The sequence below is a fragment of the Virgibacillus necropolis genome, from assembly GCF_002224365.1.
In the GTDB taxonomy this organism is placed as follows: domain Bacteria; phylum Bacillota; class Bacilli; order Bacillales; family Amphibacillaceae; genus Virgibacillus_F; species Virgibacillus_F necropolis.
The window spans coordinates 1,484,701-1,499,547 of the sequence record NZ_CP022437.1 but is presented as its reverse complement, the minus strand read 5'-3'; the positions used below and the strand labels follow the sequence as shown (position 1 = coordinate 1,499,547).

The following is a 14,847-nucleotide window of genomic DNA, read 5'->3' as shown; positions in this document are numbered from 1 at the left end:
CTGCTAACGGTAAAAAAATTCGCAAATGACTTATTTGCTTAATTTAATTTTACCATACCAGATTCATAATTCAAGCCTTATGTTTCTTTTGGGCTTCCCTAAACGTTGCATCTAATGATTCAAAAGAAATTTGCTCACAGTTTAATTCAATGCCATCAACACTAATAACAGGTATGGAAAGATGATACTTCTCTAACCATTCCTCATTGGAATAAATATCTCTTATTTCAAGTGTGCAGGAATAATCATTTATTAAAAGTTCTACCAACGATAAGGCCTCATCACAAAGAGAACATTTCGCTTTTGTATAAAACGTAATATGTATCATAGTTGAATCTCCTTTATCTATTATGAACGATTACCTGTTATTTATGCGCTTTCTAGCTTTCATTTTGGCATAACTGCTTGTAAATGTGAATTTATCCGTGCTACTAATGAGATAGAAGATGATTAATTTTGTTCTCTTTCTATAAACCAATCGTATAATAGTACAAGTTAGTAGCGTAAAAACTTTTCACCCTATATTATTGATGAAAGGGGTGGTTAACTTGAATTCAACCGTCGAACTTGTAAATAGCATCAAATTGAAAATTGATAAGAATGATATTTCCATCTTAGAAAAAGATTCGGCATTAGAATTCATAGGAGCAGGTAGAAGTGCTGTTGTCTTCAAAATTCAATCTACTGATAAGGCTCTTAAAGTGTTCTTCCCAGATTGTACAAGTATAGCCAAAGAGGAAGCAGAAATATATGAAATTCTTAAAGGGAATCCTTATTTTCCAACATTATATGAAGCAGGAGATAATTATTTACTAATCGATTATATTGAAGGATATACATTATTTGAATGTTTGACACAAGGAATTCCGCTTACCAAATCAACAATTAGCGAAACCGATCACGCTCTTTCCTTAGCTAGAAAAGCAGGATTAAACCCTTCAGATATTCACCTTCGAAATATAATACTGACTCCTGAAGGAAAGATTAAGTTAATTGATGTTGCTAGGTTTAGGCAAACAAAAGATTGTCGCCAGTGGACTGATTTAAAGAAAGTCTTTTTTACATTCTACAGTAAAAGTTATTTCCCTAAAAAATTTCCCGTTTCTGTGTTGAACACCGTTGCCTATTTATACAAAAAAAATATTATACACGTTGCTTCTTATAAAAAGTCTAGCTAAAAAACCACAATAGTGATTTCACTACTGTGGTTTTTTCCTCTATTCTAAAGTCATCGATTCAAAACGCGCAGCCAAACGATGGTGGAGGGGCATGTTCATTACTTTGAGGGTTATACAACTAGAGTGATAGAAAGAGTGTAAAGAAAATTTTCCTCACACTCTTTTTAATATAGGCTGTATTCGTATAGTTTGTTGTTCATACCACCGAAGTTGATATAAAATGCGACGTAATTGCTGGTTTTGGTGGTTGGTCAATCGTTCCGGAAATCCACTTCGCTTTCCGTGGGCTCGCGATGAGCCTCCTCGATCGCAAAGACCGCTCTCTGCGGGGTCTCATCGTCTTCGCTTTCCCACAGGAGTCTCCGTGGATTTCCTTCACTGGGTTTGTGCTTAAAAATTTAATTTACTTTATCACTGGTTGCTTTTATTATAAAATAGCCTTCAATTTATGGCAGTTGATTGGAGCGGAGGGCAGTCGACTCCTGCGGGAGGATAGGCATAGGTGAGACCCCGCAGTGCGGAGCACGAGGAGGCTCACCAGCCGCCCTAAGGTGCGCGACTGCCCGCAGCGGAAATCAACCAGCACTTACGTCGTAGTCTATAGACTTTGTGTCAAAAACAACAATCTTCTAGAAAACAGCCTTAATATAAAAAAAGACAAGGGAGCGATATAATAATTGCCACGTTCCTTGTCTTTTATATGCTATAAGTGCACCCAGAGGGATTTGAACCCCCGACCCTTGGTACCGGAAACCAATGCTCTATCCCCTGAGCTATGGGCGCGTGTTACTAAATTCTACTTTTGACACATAGGTTATTATAACGTTACTAGAGAAAACAAACAAGTACTTTTTTCAGGTCAGGTCTTTCAATCTTTTTTTCTGCCTTAGATAATTGTTTTCAGGGTTCGGTAATTGATTATTCTGATCTTCCTAGTCATAGCCCTATTTGAAACGAACTTTCTTGAATTTTATCCTAATGGTTTAATATAATTCATAATGGGAAAGATGGAGAAAGTGAATTTTATGATCAAAGCTGAATGTTTACGTTTGACCTTTTTTGACCTATTAGTTATCATAAAATTATCCAATCAAACTGGATATAGTTTGAATAAATAAAGGAGGAAATATCCATGAATTTAATACCAACAGTTATTGAACAGACAAATCGCGGGGAACGTGCATATGATATCTATTCACGTTTACTTAAAGACCGAGTAATCATGCTAGGAAGTGCAATCGACGACAACGTAGCGAACTCAATAGTGGCTCAACTACTATTTTTAGAAGCAGAAGATCCTGACAAAGACATTTCACTATACATTAACTCACCAGGTGGTTCTATCACAGCGGGAATGGCTATTTATGACACGATGCAATACATTAAAGCAAACGTCTCAACCATCTGTACCGGAATGGCAGCTTCAATGGGGGCATTTTTATTAGTCGCAGGTGAAAAAGGTAAACGTTATGCGCTTCCAAATAGTGAAGTCATGATTCACCAACCACTTGGCGGTACACAAGGCCAGGCATCTGATATTGAAATTCATGCGAAACGTATCATTCAAATGCGTGAAAAAATCAATGAAATCCTTGCTGAGCGCAGTGGTCAATCAATTGATGTGATCGCAAGAGATACTGATCGTGATAACTTTATGACGGCTGATAAAGCTGTGGATTACGGTTTAATCGATAAAGTTTTGACTAGAAACACAGATAAGAAATAAGAAAAAAACAATAACTCCCTGTCCTTGGCAGGGGGTTATTTATATTTATTTGATACAAGTGTTTCTAGTTCATTAAGTGCAATTTCCTCATCTGTACCATCCGCGATTAAAGTTACTGTCTCCCCCGAGCCAACCGCAAGGCTCATCAAACCCATAATACTTTTGGCATTTATACGTTTCCCATCTTTTTCAAGAAATAAATGAGCCGTATACCGATTGGCTTCCTGCACAAAATGCGCAGCAGGTCTCGATTGCAGACCTGTTTCAAGCTTGATTTTCACTACTCTCTCAATCAAGTCATCATTCTCCCTTCTATTGTAAGCGTATTCATTAACCGGTCGATCTGAAGCGCAAATTTACATCTGCGCTTTCATCTATTCTACTTTTCTACTTCTTAATTCCCATTTCACCATTTCGTATCTTATCGGCATATTGATCTATTTTCTTTAGCCGATGATTAACACCTGACTTTGATATTTTACCAGTTGTAACTAATTCACCAAGCTCTTTCAACGAAATGTCTTCATGTTGAACACGTAATTCAGCTATTTCTTTTAATTTATCTGGTAGTTCCTCTAACCCGACTTTTTGATCGATCAATTTTATATTTTCAATTTGTCTAAAGGCTGCACCAATTGTTTTATTTAAATTAGCTGTTTCACAGTTAACAATTCGATTAACGGAATTTCGCATATCACGAATAATACGAACATCTTCAAATTTAAATAATGCATTATGAGCACCAATTATACTTAAAAACTTGGTCATTTTCTCCGCTTCTTTAATATAGGTTATAAAACCACTTTTCCGTTCCAGTTTTCTAGCACTAAGATTGAACTTGTTTAGTAAATCACATAGTGCATCATTATGTTCCTGATAGAAATTAAATATTTCTAAATGGTACGAAGAGGTCTCCGGATTGTTTATCGATCCACCTGCAAGGAATGCACCACGTAAATAAGCCTTTTTACAGCATGACTTTTTGATATAGGTTGATGAAATACTACGAACGAATGTATAGGGTTCTTGTAAAATATCAAGGTCTGATAACAGCTTTCTAACCTTCTCTTTCATCCGAACGATATATACATTATTCTTTTTCAATTTCATTTTGCGTCTAACTAACAACTCCACTGGTATATCATATTGTGATTTTATTAATGTATAAATTCTACGTGCAATTGCAGCATTTTCTGTTTGTACATCAAGTAAATATTCTTGTTTAGATACAGATATTGCTCCGTTCATTCGGATCAACGCGGAAAGCTCGGCAAACGTGCAACATGAATCTACTTCTATTGAAGTTAGTTCCTTCTTAATTTCGGATGCAAAAGACAACCCTGTCACCTCCCCTTTATACTAGCCCCTGAGGTTGTTATTGCTATTCCTTAAGCATGGATAGTAATAAATTAGCAATCTTATGTGTGTCATGTCTAATTGTCGTTTGATCATAGTTAATGATATCGCCCTCAATAATACGAATCCCCATTTCAAGAAGACGATCCGTGTCATAGATAACTGGCTCAGCATTTTCTTCTGCGTATATATCACGAACTGTTTTTTTAATAGGTTCATTATGCACAACAATGGCGTCTAAGAAACCTTCACCAACATGATCAGTAATAGCCTTTACGTGTTCAGAGGCGGTGTAACCCGTCGTCTCCCCTTCTTGTGTCATCACATTACAAACGTATACCACTTTTGCCTTTGATGAACGAACAGCATCATCAATTTTAGGAATGATCATATTCGGAAGTATACTCGTATACAAACTACCAGGAGAAACGACTATAAGATCAGCATTTTCAATGGCGTGAATTGCATTTGGTAAAGGGTTAATATATTCTGGACTCAAAAACACACGCTTAATTCGTTTGTTAGCGCGAGGGATACTCGACTCTCCAATAATTATTGATCCATCTTCCATTTCTGCGTGCAACGTCAAATTTTCATTTGAAATTGGATAAACTTTTCCTTTCACATTAAAAACTCGGGATATTTCTTTAATTCCTGTATAAAAATTACCTGTTATTGAAGTCATAGCAGCAAGTAAAAGATTTCCCATGGAATGACCAATTAGACCATCTCCATTTGCGAATCGATGCTGGAATAACTCAAGTAACATTGGTTCAGCATCAGACAATGCAGCAATTACGTTACGTATATCACCAGGTGCAGGAATAGCCATGTCGCTCCGTATTCTACCTGTACTTCCTCCATCATCGGAAACGGTTACTAATGCGGCTAAACGAATAGGCAGGTCTTTTAATCCCCTGAGTAAAACTGGCATACCAGTTCCTCCACCGATAACAACTATTCTTGGGTCAGTTTCTTCTGTCATACAGACTTCCCTTTTCGTTTGTCGATATCCCGATGGCTAATATGTGTTATATAATTTGATGAGAGTTTTTTAGCAAAGTACTCAGAAATTGCAACTGATCGATGCTGACCACCAGTACAACCAATCGCAACAACTAGTTGGGATTTACCCTCTTTTTTATATTGTGGAAGCATAAATTGCAGTAAGTCTAAAACTTTTTCATTAAATTTTTGCGTGTCTGACCATTTAAATACATAGGAAGATACCTCTGGGTTTAAACCTGTTAATGGCTGCATATGTGTTACATAATGTGGGTTTGGCAAAAACCTGACATCAAACACTAAGTCCGCATCGATCGGCACACCATATTTGAAGCCAAAGGAAACCATGTGAACAGAAAAAATTTCTTGTTTAACATCTGTGTATGCTTTTAATATTCTTTCTCTTAGTTCTCTAGGCTTTAGATTCGTTGTATCAATAATTCGTTGAGCTCTCCCGCGTAGTTCATCAATAATAATTCGTTCTTGTTGAATTCCGTCAAGTGGTAATCCCCCAACTGCCAGGGGATGAGAGCGCCTTGTTTCTTTATATCTTGTCACTAACTCTTCGTTCTTCGCATCTAGAAACAAAATATGTTCTTGTAACCATTCTTCTTCACCAAGAATATCAAGTGCTTCAAATAATGAATCAAAAAACTCTCGTCCCCGTAGATCCATAACAAGTGCCACTTTACGAATATTATTCGTTGCATCTCTCATTAATTCAAGAAATTTTGGTAGTAAGGCTGGTGGAAGATTATCGACGCAGTAATATCCTAAATCTTCAAAGCTTTGTACGGCGACCGTTTTTCCAGCACCAGACATGCCTGTAATGATTACTAATTTTGTCTCTTGTTCATTCTCTGGCATTATATAACCTCCCCTATGGTGTAGACGGATCTAATCGCATATCAAGTAAATCATAATCGTTTGTATAAGAAAAAGATCCATACAACATACCGCTTTTAGATAAGACATGCTCAAAGATTTTTCTATCCCCTTCGGCCATTGGTAGTTCATGTACATGTTCCTGTGCCACCCATTCAAGAATGCCTTCATCACAATGTTCCGTTAGCTCACCTTTAGATACATTACAAACAAAGGTAAACATCATCCATTCCTTAATCTCTTCACCCGCGTTGTGAACAGTAAATGTAAATGCTCCCGCAAGCTCTGGATTTTGTAAATGTAAAGATGTCTCTTCTCGATATTCTCGTACTACTGATTCCTTTATGGATTCACCTGGCTCCATCTTGCCACCAGGAATCGCGTACCAACCACGTCTGGGCTTTTTTAGTAATAAAACTTTATTGTGTTGGATTAAAATACAATTCGTAACGCGTTGCATATCAATAACACCTCTTTCTGAAGAGGATAGTTGCTTTCTTGTCTAGCTGCACGGGCTAGCGGTTCGTGACGTAAGCAATAGACACTCCGAGCACTTAGCACGTGTGCTCTACGGTCTCTTGCTTACGCATTTCACCGTTAAGCAAGCCCGTTCCGCTTTCTATTCTATTATACAATGAAAGAATTCAAACCAACAAGGATATGTTTGTGAATTATAGTTCTATATTTTTTCGACAGGTTTGGACAACCTTTTATCATGGAAAAACAAAAAAAGATGCACAGGTGCGATTCACCTGTGCATAAAACTAATTTATCTATTAAAAGGGGGTCAATTAGTTAATTATATTGTACCCTAAAATTATTTCGAATGTGTTACAACAGCGTTAAAAAGTAATTACTTTATAAAAAGTCTTGGATCATCGCTCAGAACTAATGCGAAATTCTTATTCATTACCTGTTTAATTTGCTGCCTTTAATTCTTCTAATAATTCTTCAATATAGCCTTGTGCAGACTGAGCAGCAATACTTCCGTCCCCAGTTGCCGTCACAATTTGTCGAAGTTCTTTATCCCGGATATCTCCTGCTGCAAATACACCAGGTACACTTGTTTCCATGTTTTCATTGGTAGGAATATAACCTTCATCATCAGTTATACCTAATGATTTAAATGGTTCACTTAATGGTACCATTCCAATATAAATGAATACACCTTCTGCAGAAAATTCTTTCGTCTCTTTCGTATTACGATTCTCAAGCGTAACACCACTGACTTTGCCATCAGGACCATTGATTGTATTTACAACCGTATCCCAGATAAAGTCAATTTTATCATTGTCAAATGCGCGTTGTTGGATGATCTTTTGCGCGCGTAATTCATCACGACGGTGGACAATTGTAACGTTTTTTGCAAAACGAGTTAGGTATATGCCTTCCTCTACTGCAGAATCTCCGCCACCAATTACAACCAGATCCTTTTCCTTAAAGAATGCGCCATCACAAACAGCACAATAAGAAACGCCTCGGCCACCAAGCTCTTCTTCACCTGTAATGCCAAGTTTCTTATATTGCGCACCAGTAGTAATAATAAGTGTGCGCGTTTTGTATTCATGTTTACCAGCCTTTACTAGCTTATAGTCACCATGATCGACAACTTCCTTTATATCGCCATATGCATATTCAGCACCGAATTTCTTAGCGTGCTCAAACATTTTATTCGATAAATCAGGTCCCAAAATGTGTTCATACCCAGGATAATTTTCTACATCCTCTGTATTAGCCATTTGACCACCTGGAATTCCTCTTTCAATCATAAGTGTTTCCAAATTTGCACGAGATGCGTAAACCGCTGCTGTCATTCCTGCTGGTCCAGCTCCTGCGATAATGACATCAAACATACGATCTTCGGACATTACGAACAGCCCCTTTAATTACAGTTATAGTTATTTTTAAACCATTTATATACTATAAGAAGCGAACTAGTACGTCTAGTGTTCTGCTCACTTAAAGCTTACATGGATGTGTTTCTCTTTTTAATGAAGAATGAAGTTTGCACCCTTCATCCCATAACTTTTTCGCCTTATCAGTCTCACCAATATGAAATGCGGCAATACTGAACCAGCGATAGTAGGATGGGTGGCCCTTTAATCTCCCTTTTGACAACGTCTTAAATCGTTTATATGCTTCTTGGTAAAATTTAGTCCGAGCTAAGGTTGTTGCAATTTTTAATTTCAGTTGTTCATGAATAGAGTATACATTTAGTAATGCCTGAATATGGTTAGTATATTCCTTATTATCACGTTCAAAGTAATAAATTGCTAAATTTGTATGAGAACACAAGTCGTTTGGATCTTCCGTTAAAGCATCCAATTCCATCTTGATAGCATCTTCTTGAAATCCGTTATAAAATAATGCTTGCGTATAATCATGCTCAATCATTTTATGTTCTGGAAAAAGTGTCATCATTTCTTCTAACAACGGTAAAACTTTATCCCATTCCATGTTTTCCATATGATTAAAAACAGTTTCCTGATAAATGAGTAGCTCATCCTCTTCATCCATATCCCACTCATCTTCATCACTGTCATCAATATCAAGCATTTCTAGTAAACTATGTGCCTCCTCATGGAAATCACCATCGGGCTCATTATTAAGGTATGATTCAACATATTTTTTTGCATCATTTAACAAGCCTAAATGTGCATAATTATTGGCTAATAGATAATAACAATCCGTATATTCGTCACCTGTAAATTGCAACACCTTTGTTAATACTTGGTTTGCAGCGTGGTAAGCGCCTATTTCTGTATAGACGATTGATAATTGGCATTGGTACAACGGCTCTTTCGGAGCAAACTCAACCGCCTTCTTCATCCATTTAACAGCAACATCAAATTTTCTTTTTTGAAAGGCTTCTACACCTTTAGTAAAATAAAATTCACCTTCAGGAATAAACGGGATAACGTTATTTGTTTTTCTATTAATTTTTTTACTTTTTACTTCCTGCATGGTTATCCCCCTTCAATGTCGAAACATATCGAAACAAATTATACCATACATATAAGCGGAATTATAGATGGGTAGACTTTTACGTCAGCAACTTTCGCTTGTTCATCAGCATTTTTGAGTTTCAGCAGTAATCCAGTCTCGTCATCGCAGTAAAAAGACTCTAATCGAAGACCAATTCGGATTAGAGTCTTTTTACTAGTTCACCGGTGTTACTGCTTCATGCAACAATTTATCTAGCTCCACGATATATTCATGTTTCTGTTCATCTGACCATCCTAGGGTAACAGCCATATAGTTGATCACTGAATCTTTATGTGCTCGAACCCATTCAATATCAAAGTATAATGCTCCGGTTCTTCGAATAAAGAAATCAACTGGCTTGTAAACCAATTCTTGTTCGATGCCATACAAAAGTTCTGCAAAGACGATTGGATCAATACTTGCTTGTTTCGCTTCTGCTTGTTTATTTTCGTAAAAGGAGAATAATACATCTGTATTCGCACCGTACTTTTGAACGAGTAATTCAGCTGTTTCTTCCTTGATTCCCAATCCAACAGCTTCAGCAATTTTCAACTTTTTAAACGCTGCAAATCCTTTCGATCCACCAACTTCTCCACCAGAAATTGGCAAGTTATGCGTTTCTGATTTCGTATACATAATATGTTCCTCTTTTTGCAACTGGTCAACAACCGTGTTTACCGCATGTTCAGCCATTTTCCGGTATCCAGTGAGCTTGCCACCAGCCATTGAAAGTAAACCTGAATTAGAGATAAAAATTTCGTCTTTTCGTGAGATTTCATCAGGATTTTTCCCCTCTTCTGATATCAGTGGTCTTAACCCCGCCCAGCTGGATTCAACATCTTCTACCGTCATAGTAAGGGATGGAAACATATAATTAATGGCTTGAATTAAGTAATCGCGATCATCCTCCGTCATAGTTGGATGCTCAATATCTCCCTCATAGGTAGTATCCGTTGTCCCAACATATGTCTTGTTATTACGTGGGATGGCAAAAATCATCCGGCTATCTGGTGTATCAAAATAAATTGCTTGTTGTAATGGAAATTGTTCTTGAGAAAATACAAGGTGTACCCCTTTTGTTAAGTGAAGTGTTTTACCTTTTTTGGATCCGTCAATTTCACGAAGAACATCTACCCACGGTCCTCCTGCATTCACTACCTTTTTTGCATAGACCTTTCGTTTTTCACCTGTAAGCTGATCTTCCACAAGGACACCATTAATTTTTTTGTCCTCGTCATATAAAAAGTCCACTGCTTTCACGTAATTGATTGCATGTGCTCCATGTTGAACTGCCTTTTTCATTACTTCAATGGTTAACCTAGCATCATCCGTTTTATATTCTACATAGTATCCCGCGCCTTTTAGTCCATCCTTTTTAATAAGTGGTTCACGTTTCAATGCTTCCGCTGGACTAAACATTTTTCTATGCTCATCCTTTTTTACACCGGCTAAGAAATCATATACTCTTAGTCCTAAATTAGTAGTTAATGGGCCAAAATTTCCTCCTTTATGAAAGGGAAGCATCATCCACTCAGGTGTTGTCACATGTGGTCCATTTTCATATACAATCGCCCGTTCTTTTCCAACTTCTGCAACCATTTTTACTTCAAATTGCTTTAAATAACGTAACCCACCATGGACAAGCTTGGTAGAGCGACTAGACGTTCCAGCTGCAAAATCGTTCATTTCAATGATTCCTGTTCGAAGTCCTCTTGTAGCAGCGTCTAATGTGATTCCAGCACCAGTAATTCCGCCACCAATTACCAATAAATCTAATTGTTGCTCTGTTAAATTTTGATAGATATCGTTTCGCTTATGACTTGAAAATAAGGTCATCTTATTCACTCCTATATCCGATGTGAAATTTCATCTAATTATACAATTACCCTAATAATAGGCATTCATGTACGGTGGAATATAAAAAAACCACAAAACAAACTAATGTGCACACATTAGTGTTTTGTGGTTTCTCCTTCTCTCCGACCAATACTATTAACTTAGATTCATCATATCATAAAGAATATTTTTCTAAAAGGAAAAAGTTCTTTTTTTATATAATTCGTTACTTTCATCTACGCCTTCCAAGCAATTTACCATAAATCTGTTTTAGATGTTGAAACAGCAATTGCACCTGCTTCCAATGCTTCATCAACTTCTTTTCTTTCGGTAATCAGTCCACCGGCAATTATTGGTGTATACGTTTTTTGAGAAAAGGTTTTTATAAATCTCGGTATTAAACCAGGGAGAACCTCAATACAATCTGGTTTGATACGTTCAATTAAGGCACGGTTATGCTCAATTGCTAAACTATCTAACAAGAAAATACGCTGAATTGCCAGTATTTGTTGTTTCTTTGCTAATCCAATGACATTTCCTCTTGTGGAAATAATTCCATCAGGTTTTATCTCTCGTAAAATATATTCCATACCATATTCATCTGTCTTTAACCCTTGAATTAGATCAAAGTGAATGATTATTTTTTTATCTGAACGATGGGCGTACTCAACTAAATTTTTTAATTGGGATAGCCGTGTTTCCAATAAAACCATCGTTTCCGACTTAGCCACTAGTGCTTTATCAAAGTCTTTCATTGTGCGAACTGCGGGTAGTATACCGGATGGCAAATTCAATTAGACACCCTCCATTAAAGTCAAAATGTATCATCTATTATTGATCTTTTTTCCATCATTTCTTTTGTGTAGATAACTTTCATCGGGTTTCCTCCTACAAAACAACCTGCTGGTACATCCTTATGCACTAATGTACCAGCTGAAACAATTGCTTGATTGCCAATTGTAACACCAGGAAGAATCGTTGTATTAGCACCAATCATCACATTGTCACCAATGTTAACTTCCCCGATTCGGTATTCTTTAATTAAGTACTCATGCGCTAGAATCGTTGTATTATAGCCGATAATCGTATTTGTGCCAATTGTTATTTTTTCAGGAAACATGATATCAGGCATTACCATTAAAGCAAAGGCTGTTTTTTTTCCTACCTTCATTTTCAGGAATGTTTGATACAACCAATTTTTCAACGATAAAAATGGTGAATATCGTGCTAATTGAATAATAATAAAATTTTTCATTACCTTCCAAAAAGAAACCGTATCATAAATCTGCCATAGGGAATTAGCCTTTTCCACACGATAACGCGTTGTTTTCCGCATTTGTCACACCCCTACAATTGTATACAAATCACGCATATCCTCGAGCATATAGGTTGGGTTTAATTTCTCTAATGTTTCTCTTCCTTTAATAGTCCATGCGACACCAGCGGTTTGAACACCAGCATTTTGCCCAGCCTCAATATCATGGAAGTTGTCACCAACCATTAATGTAGAAGTAGCATCCGCTCCAAGCTCATTCATTGCCTTTACGATTGGTTCAGGGTGTGGTTTTGCGTTGGTCACATCATCAAGGGTAATGACTGTATCAAACAGTTTATCAAGCCCTACAAGCTTTAAGCCCATGTTAGTACCAGTACGCATTTTGGTTGTAACGATACCTAATTTAATATCTTTTTCCTTTAGTCGTTTTAACGTTTCAACGACAAATGGATATGCATTAACATAATTGTCATGGTGATATAAATTATGATCCCGATACACTTGAATCATATCTTCAGATTTAGTCGGGTCAACTTTATCAAACGTAGCTTTTAAAGTTGGACCAATAAAGGGCAATGTCTCTTCTCGAGTGATTGGTAATTTATAATGCTCAAAGGTATGCAAAAAAGATGCGATAATTAATTCATTTGTATCAATCAATGTTCCATCAAGGTCAAAAAGTATTGTATGAATTTTCATTTGACGTTTCCTTCCTTCGTTCATGATCGGTGCGTTTCCATAGTAGAGAGACAGCCATTGTCAATAAAATCGCTGTAATGAGACGGATAGCAAGTAATGGCCAAACCGGTATGCCAAGTGGGATAAAGATAAGCGTATCCTCTACAACTGCGTGACATGATACGAGAAATATCAGCGCCAGGTACATATCCCGTTTTGACACGTTGTCCTCTTTAACAGCTTGAATCATCAATCCAGCTCCATAAGCTAACCCAATTGTAAGCCCTGCAACGAGTGTCATCGATGTATTTTTTTCCATACCTAATAGTTTTGTGAAAGGTGCTAATCCGTTTGAGAACTTAGTTAACCATCCTTTTTCACGTAAAAATTGCATGATTATCATAAGAGGAATAACAATTAGCGCAAGCTGAACAACCGCGATGAGTGCTGTTTGAACACCTAATAATCCAATTTCACTCCAACCATTCAGCGTTTCTGGTTGAGATGAAATTAGCCCATATTGAGCTTGTTCGGCTCCACCGTCCCACAGTAAATTAATCGCAACACCAGCAACAATAGCTAATGTTATCCGAATCCCTCCAATTAGCCACGCACTCACACCAACCCTTGATGCAACAGTTGACTCAATGAATAGATTATGGGAAAACGAAAGCATCATGGCCATAATGAAGACCTCTTTCACTGAAAAGTCAAAAGAGACAATCGCAGCAATCCCTGCATATAAATTCAATGCATTTCCTAAAACCAATGGAACTGCCGCTTCCCCCGACAGTCCGAACAACCCCATAACTGGGCTTATTTGTTTAATAATCCATGGCAAAACTGGTGTATATTGAAGAATCGTTATAAGTAAAGTTATTGGGAAAATAACTTTACCTAATGTCCATGTAACCTGTAATCCTTGCTGTAAACCCCTTTGTAAAATTCCGTACACACTAGCTCCCTCTTCCTGCTGATAAAATTGCTATTTTTTCTTTCTCTTCGTTTTAATCTTTGTACCATCATACCTTTTATTAGCCATGCTTGACTTTCTACGATATGCAATTAGCGCAACTGCACCTACCACTAATATAACCGAAATTAATTGTGCTGCTCGCAGCTGTCCAATGACATACAGACTATCTGTCCGCATTCCCTCGATAAAGAAACGGCCAACTGAATAAGTAATTACGTAGCTTAAAAATACTTCACCGCGCAATGGATTATATCTTCGTAAAATAAGTAGGAATATTAACACGAGTATATTCCAAACTGACTCGTATAAAAAAGTAGGATGATACATCGTTCCACCAATACACATTTGGTTCATAATAAAGTCTGATAGGTATTGATGAAAATTCGTATATGTAGCTTCCGAAATTGGACCGCCATGTGCCTCTTGGTTCATAAAATTACCCCAACGCCCAATAGCTTGTCCTAGAATGATACCTGGTGCAGCAATATCAACAAGCTGCCAAAAAGATACCTTTTTAACACGTGCATAGACAATAGCGGTAAGAACGGAGCCAATTAATGCACCATGGATAGCAATCCCGCCGTTCCATATAGCGAAAACATCCCACCAAGGGCCTCCAACATATTCTTCCCATTCAAAAATAACATAGTACGCACGTGCACTAATAATTGCAATAGGTATCGCAAAAACCACAAGATCTACAAATATATCTTTTTTTAGTCCTAAACGATCCGATTCTTTTGTAGCTAAATAAAGACCAAGAAAGGCTCCAAACGCAATGATTAACCCATACCAATAAATGGTTAATGGACCAAGTTCAATTAACACGCGGTCAAGTGTTGGCGCACTACAAGTCATTTCAATCACTCCACTCTATTAGTGTGTGTTCAAAAAGTCGGCAAATTAGAAACAAGAAGTTCAAGGCACGAAGATTTTGAGGACCGGA

The 14,847-nt window shown here is 37.2% G+C and carries 16 protein-coding genes and 1 tRNA gene; 2 read left to right on the top strand and 15 right to left on the bottom strand.

Going from position 1 to position 14,847, the window contains the following annotated elements; genetic code table 11:
• Positions 1-70 precede the first annotated feature (70 nt).
• Positions 71-328 carry a glutaredoxin family protein gene (locus CFK40_RS06910; RefSeq protein ID WP_089531615.1) on the bottom strand — a complete coding sequence of 86 codons (258 nt, stop codon included), beginning with the start codon at positions 326-328 and terminating at the stop codon, positions 71-73.
• Positions 329-539: 211 nt separating this feature from the next.
• On the opposite strand from CFK40_RS06910, the gene CFK40_RS06905 reads away from it, so the two are divergent.
• Positions 540-1,178, top strand: coding sequence for a protein kinase family protein (locus tag CFK40_RS06905; protein ID WP_405196574.1), 639 nt, complete (start codon positions 540-542; stop codon positions 1,176-1,178).
• Positions 1,179-1,888: 710 nt separating this feature from the next.
• Here CFK40_RS06905 and CFK40_RS06900 read toward each other — a convergent pair.
• Positions 1,889-1,961, bottom strand: a tRNA-Arg gene (locus CFK40_RS06900).
• Between the two features lie 349 nt (positions 1,962-2,310).
• Between CFK40_RS06900 and clpP the strand changes: the two genes are divergently transcribed.
• Positions 2,311-2,904 carry an ATP-dependent Clp endopeptidase proteolytic subunit ClpP gene (gene clpP, locus CFK40_RS06895; RefSeq protein ID WP_089531613.1) on the top strand — a complete coding sequence of 198 codons (594 nt, stop codon included), beginning with the start codon at positions 2,311-2,313 and terminating at the stop codon, positions 2,902-2,904.
• Between the two features lie 35 nt (positions 2,905-2,939).
• Here clpP and CFK40_RS06890 read toward each other — a convergent pair whose 3' ends face one another.
• From CFK40_RS06890 to lgt, 13 genes are all read right to left on the bottom strand, one after another.
• Positions 2,940-3,200, bottom strand: coding sequence for an HPr family phosphocarrier protein (locus CFK40_RS06890; RefSeq protein WP_089531612.1), 261 nt, complete (start codon positions 3,198-3,200; stop codon positions 2,940-2,942).
• Positions 3,201-3,291: 91 nt separating this feature from the next.
• Complete coding sequence (gene whiA / locus CFK40_RS06885; protein ID WP_089531611.1) at positions 3,292-4,242, bottom strand: DNA-binding protein WhiA; 951 nt, start codon at positions 4,240-4,242, stop codon at positions 3,292-3,294.
• A gap of 43 nt (positions 4,243-4,285) precedes the next feature.
• Positions 4,286-5,245, bottom strand: a complete 960-nt coding sequence (locus CFK40_RS06880) for a gluconeogenesis factor YvcK family protein (protein ID WP_089531610.1) — start codon at positions 5,243-5,245, stop codon at positions 4,286-4,288.
• Positions 5,242-6,132, bottom strand: a complete 891-nt coding sequence (gene rapZ, locus CFK40_RS06875; RefSeq protein WP_089531609.1) for an RNase adapter RapZ — start codon at positions 6,130-6,132, stop codon at positions 5,242-5,244. Before rapZ ends, CFK40_RS06880 begins: the two co-directional genes overlap by 4 nt.
• 13 nt (positions 6,133-6,145) lie before the next feature.
• The gene (locus CFK40_RS06870; protein WP_089531608.1) at positions 6,146-6,610 is read right to left on the bottom strand and encodes an 8-oxo-dGTP diphosphatase; all 465 of its coding nucleotides are present in this window, start codon (positions 6,608-6,610) and stop codon (positions 6,146-6,148) included.
• A 457-nt stretch (positions 6,611-7,067) separates the two neighbouring features.
• Complete coding sequence (gene trxB, locus CFK40_RS06865; protein ID WP_089531607.1) at positions 7,068-8,018, bottom strand: thioredoxin-disulfide reductase; 951 nt, start codon at positions 8,016-8,018, stop codon at positions 7,068-7,070.
• Positions 8,019-8,109: 91 nt separating this feature from the next.
• Positions 8,110-9,114: a tetratricopeptide repeat protein gene (locus CFK40_RS06860; RefSeq protein WP_089531606.1), complete on the bottom strand. Its 1,005-nt coding sequence runs from the start codon at positions 9,112-9,114 to the stop codon at positions 8,110-8,112.
• Positions 9,115-9,309: 195 nt separating this feature from the next.
• Positions 9,310-10,971, bottom strand: a complete 1,662-nt coding sequence (locus CFK40_RS06855) for a glycerol-3-phosphate dehydrogenase/oxidase (RefSeq protein WP_089531605.1) — start codon at positions 10,969-10,971, stop codon at positions 9,310-9,312.
• Between the two features lie 254 nt (positions 10,972-11,225).
• Positions 11,226-11,765, bottom strand: a complete 540-nt coding sequence (locus CFK40_RS06850; protein WP_089531604.1) for a glycerol-3-phosphate responsive antiterminator — start codon at positions 11,763-11,765, stop codon at positions 11,226-11,228.
• Between the two features lie 20 nt (positions 11,766-11,785).
• Entirely contained in the window at positions 11,786-12,307 is a 522-nt protein-coding gene (locus CFK40_RS06845) for an acyltransferase (RefSeq protein WP_089531603.1), read from the bottom strand.
• Positions 12,308-12,310: 3 nt separating this feature from the next.
• The gene (ppaX, locus tag CFK40_RS06840) at positions 12,311-12,946 is read right to left on the bottom strand and encodes a pyrophosphatase PpaX (protein WP_089531602.1); all 636 of its coding nucleotides are present in this window, start codon (positions 12,944-12,946) and stop codon (positions 12,311-12,313) included.
• Positions 12,921-13,880, bottom strand: a complete 960-nt coding sequence (locus CFK40_RS06835) for a nucleoside recognition domain-containing protein (protein ID WP_089531601.1) — start codon at positions 13,878-13,880, stop codon at positions 12,921-12,923. Before CFK40_RS06835 ends, ppaX begins: the two co-directional genes overlap by 26 nt.
• Before the next feature lie 30 nt (positions 13,881-13,910).
• A complete protein-coding gene (gene lgt, locus CFK40_RS06830; protein WP_089531600.1) occupies positions 13,911-14,759 on the bottom strand; it encodes a prolipoprotein diacylglyceryl transferase in 849 nt (282 codons plus the stop codon).
• Between the last annotated feature and the right edge of the window lie 88 nt (positions 14,760-14,847).

Bases quoted from the DNA above. Each gene is read 5' to 3' on its own strand.
- CFK40_RS06845 (WP_089531603.1), bottom strand. From the start codon at position 12,307: ATGCGGAAAACAACGCGTTATCGTGTGGAAAAGGCTAATTCCCTATGG.
- CFK40_RS06910 (WP_089531615.1), bottom strand. From the start codon at position 328: ATGATACATATTACGTTTTATACAAAAGCGAAATGTTCTCTTTGTGAT.
- CFK40_RS06860 (WP_089531606.1), bottom strand. From the start codon at position 9,114: ATGCAGGAAGTAAAAAGTAAAAAAATTAATAGAAAAACAAATAACGTT.
- ppaX (WP_089531602.1), bottom strand. From the start codon at position 12,946: ATGAAAATTCATACAATACTTTTTGACCTTGATGGAACATTGATTGAT.
- clpP (WP_089531613.1), top strand. From the start codon at position 2,311: ATGAATTTAATACCAACAGTTATTGAACAGACAAATCGCGGGGAACGT.
- rapZ (WP_089531609.1), bottom strand. From the start codon at position 6,132: ATGCCAGAGAATGAACAAGAGACAAAATTAGTAATCATTACAGGCATG.
- CFK40_RS06880 (WP_089531610.1), bottom strand. From the start codon at position 5,245: ATGACAGAAGAAACTGACCCAAGAATAGTTGTTATCGGTGGAGGAACT.
- trxB (WP_089531607.1), bottom strand. From the start codon at position 8,018: ATGTCCGAAGATCGTATGTTTGATGTCATTATCGCAGGAGCTGGACCA.
- CFK40_RS06870 (WP_089531608.1), bottom strand. From the start codon at position 6,610: ATGCAACGCGTTACGAATTGTATTTTAATCCAACACAATAAAGTTTTA.
- CFK40_RS06855 (WP_089531605.1), bottom strand. From the start codon at position 10,971: ATGACCTTATTTTCAAGTCATAAGCGAAACGATATCTATCAAAATTTA.
- lgt (WP_089531600.1), bottom strand. From the start codon at position 14,759: ATGACTTGTAGTGCGCCAACACTTGACCGCGTGTTAATTGAACTTGGT.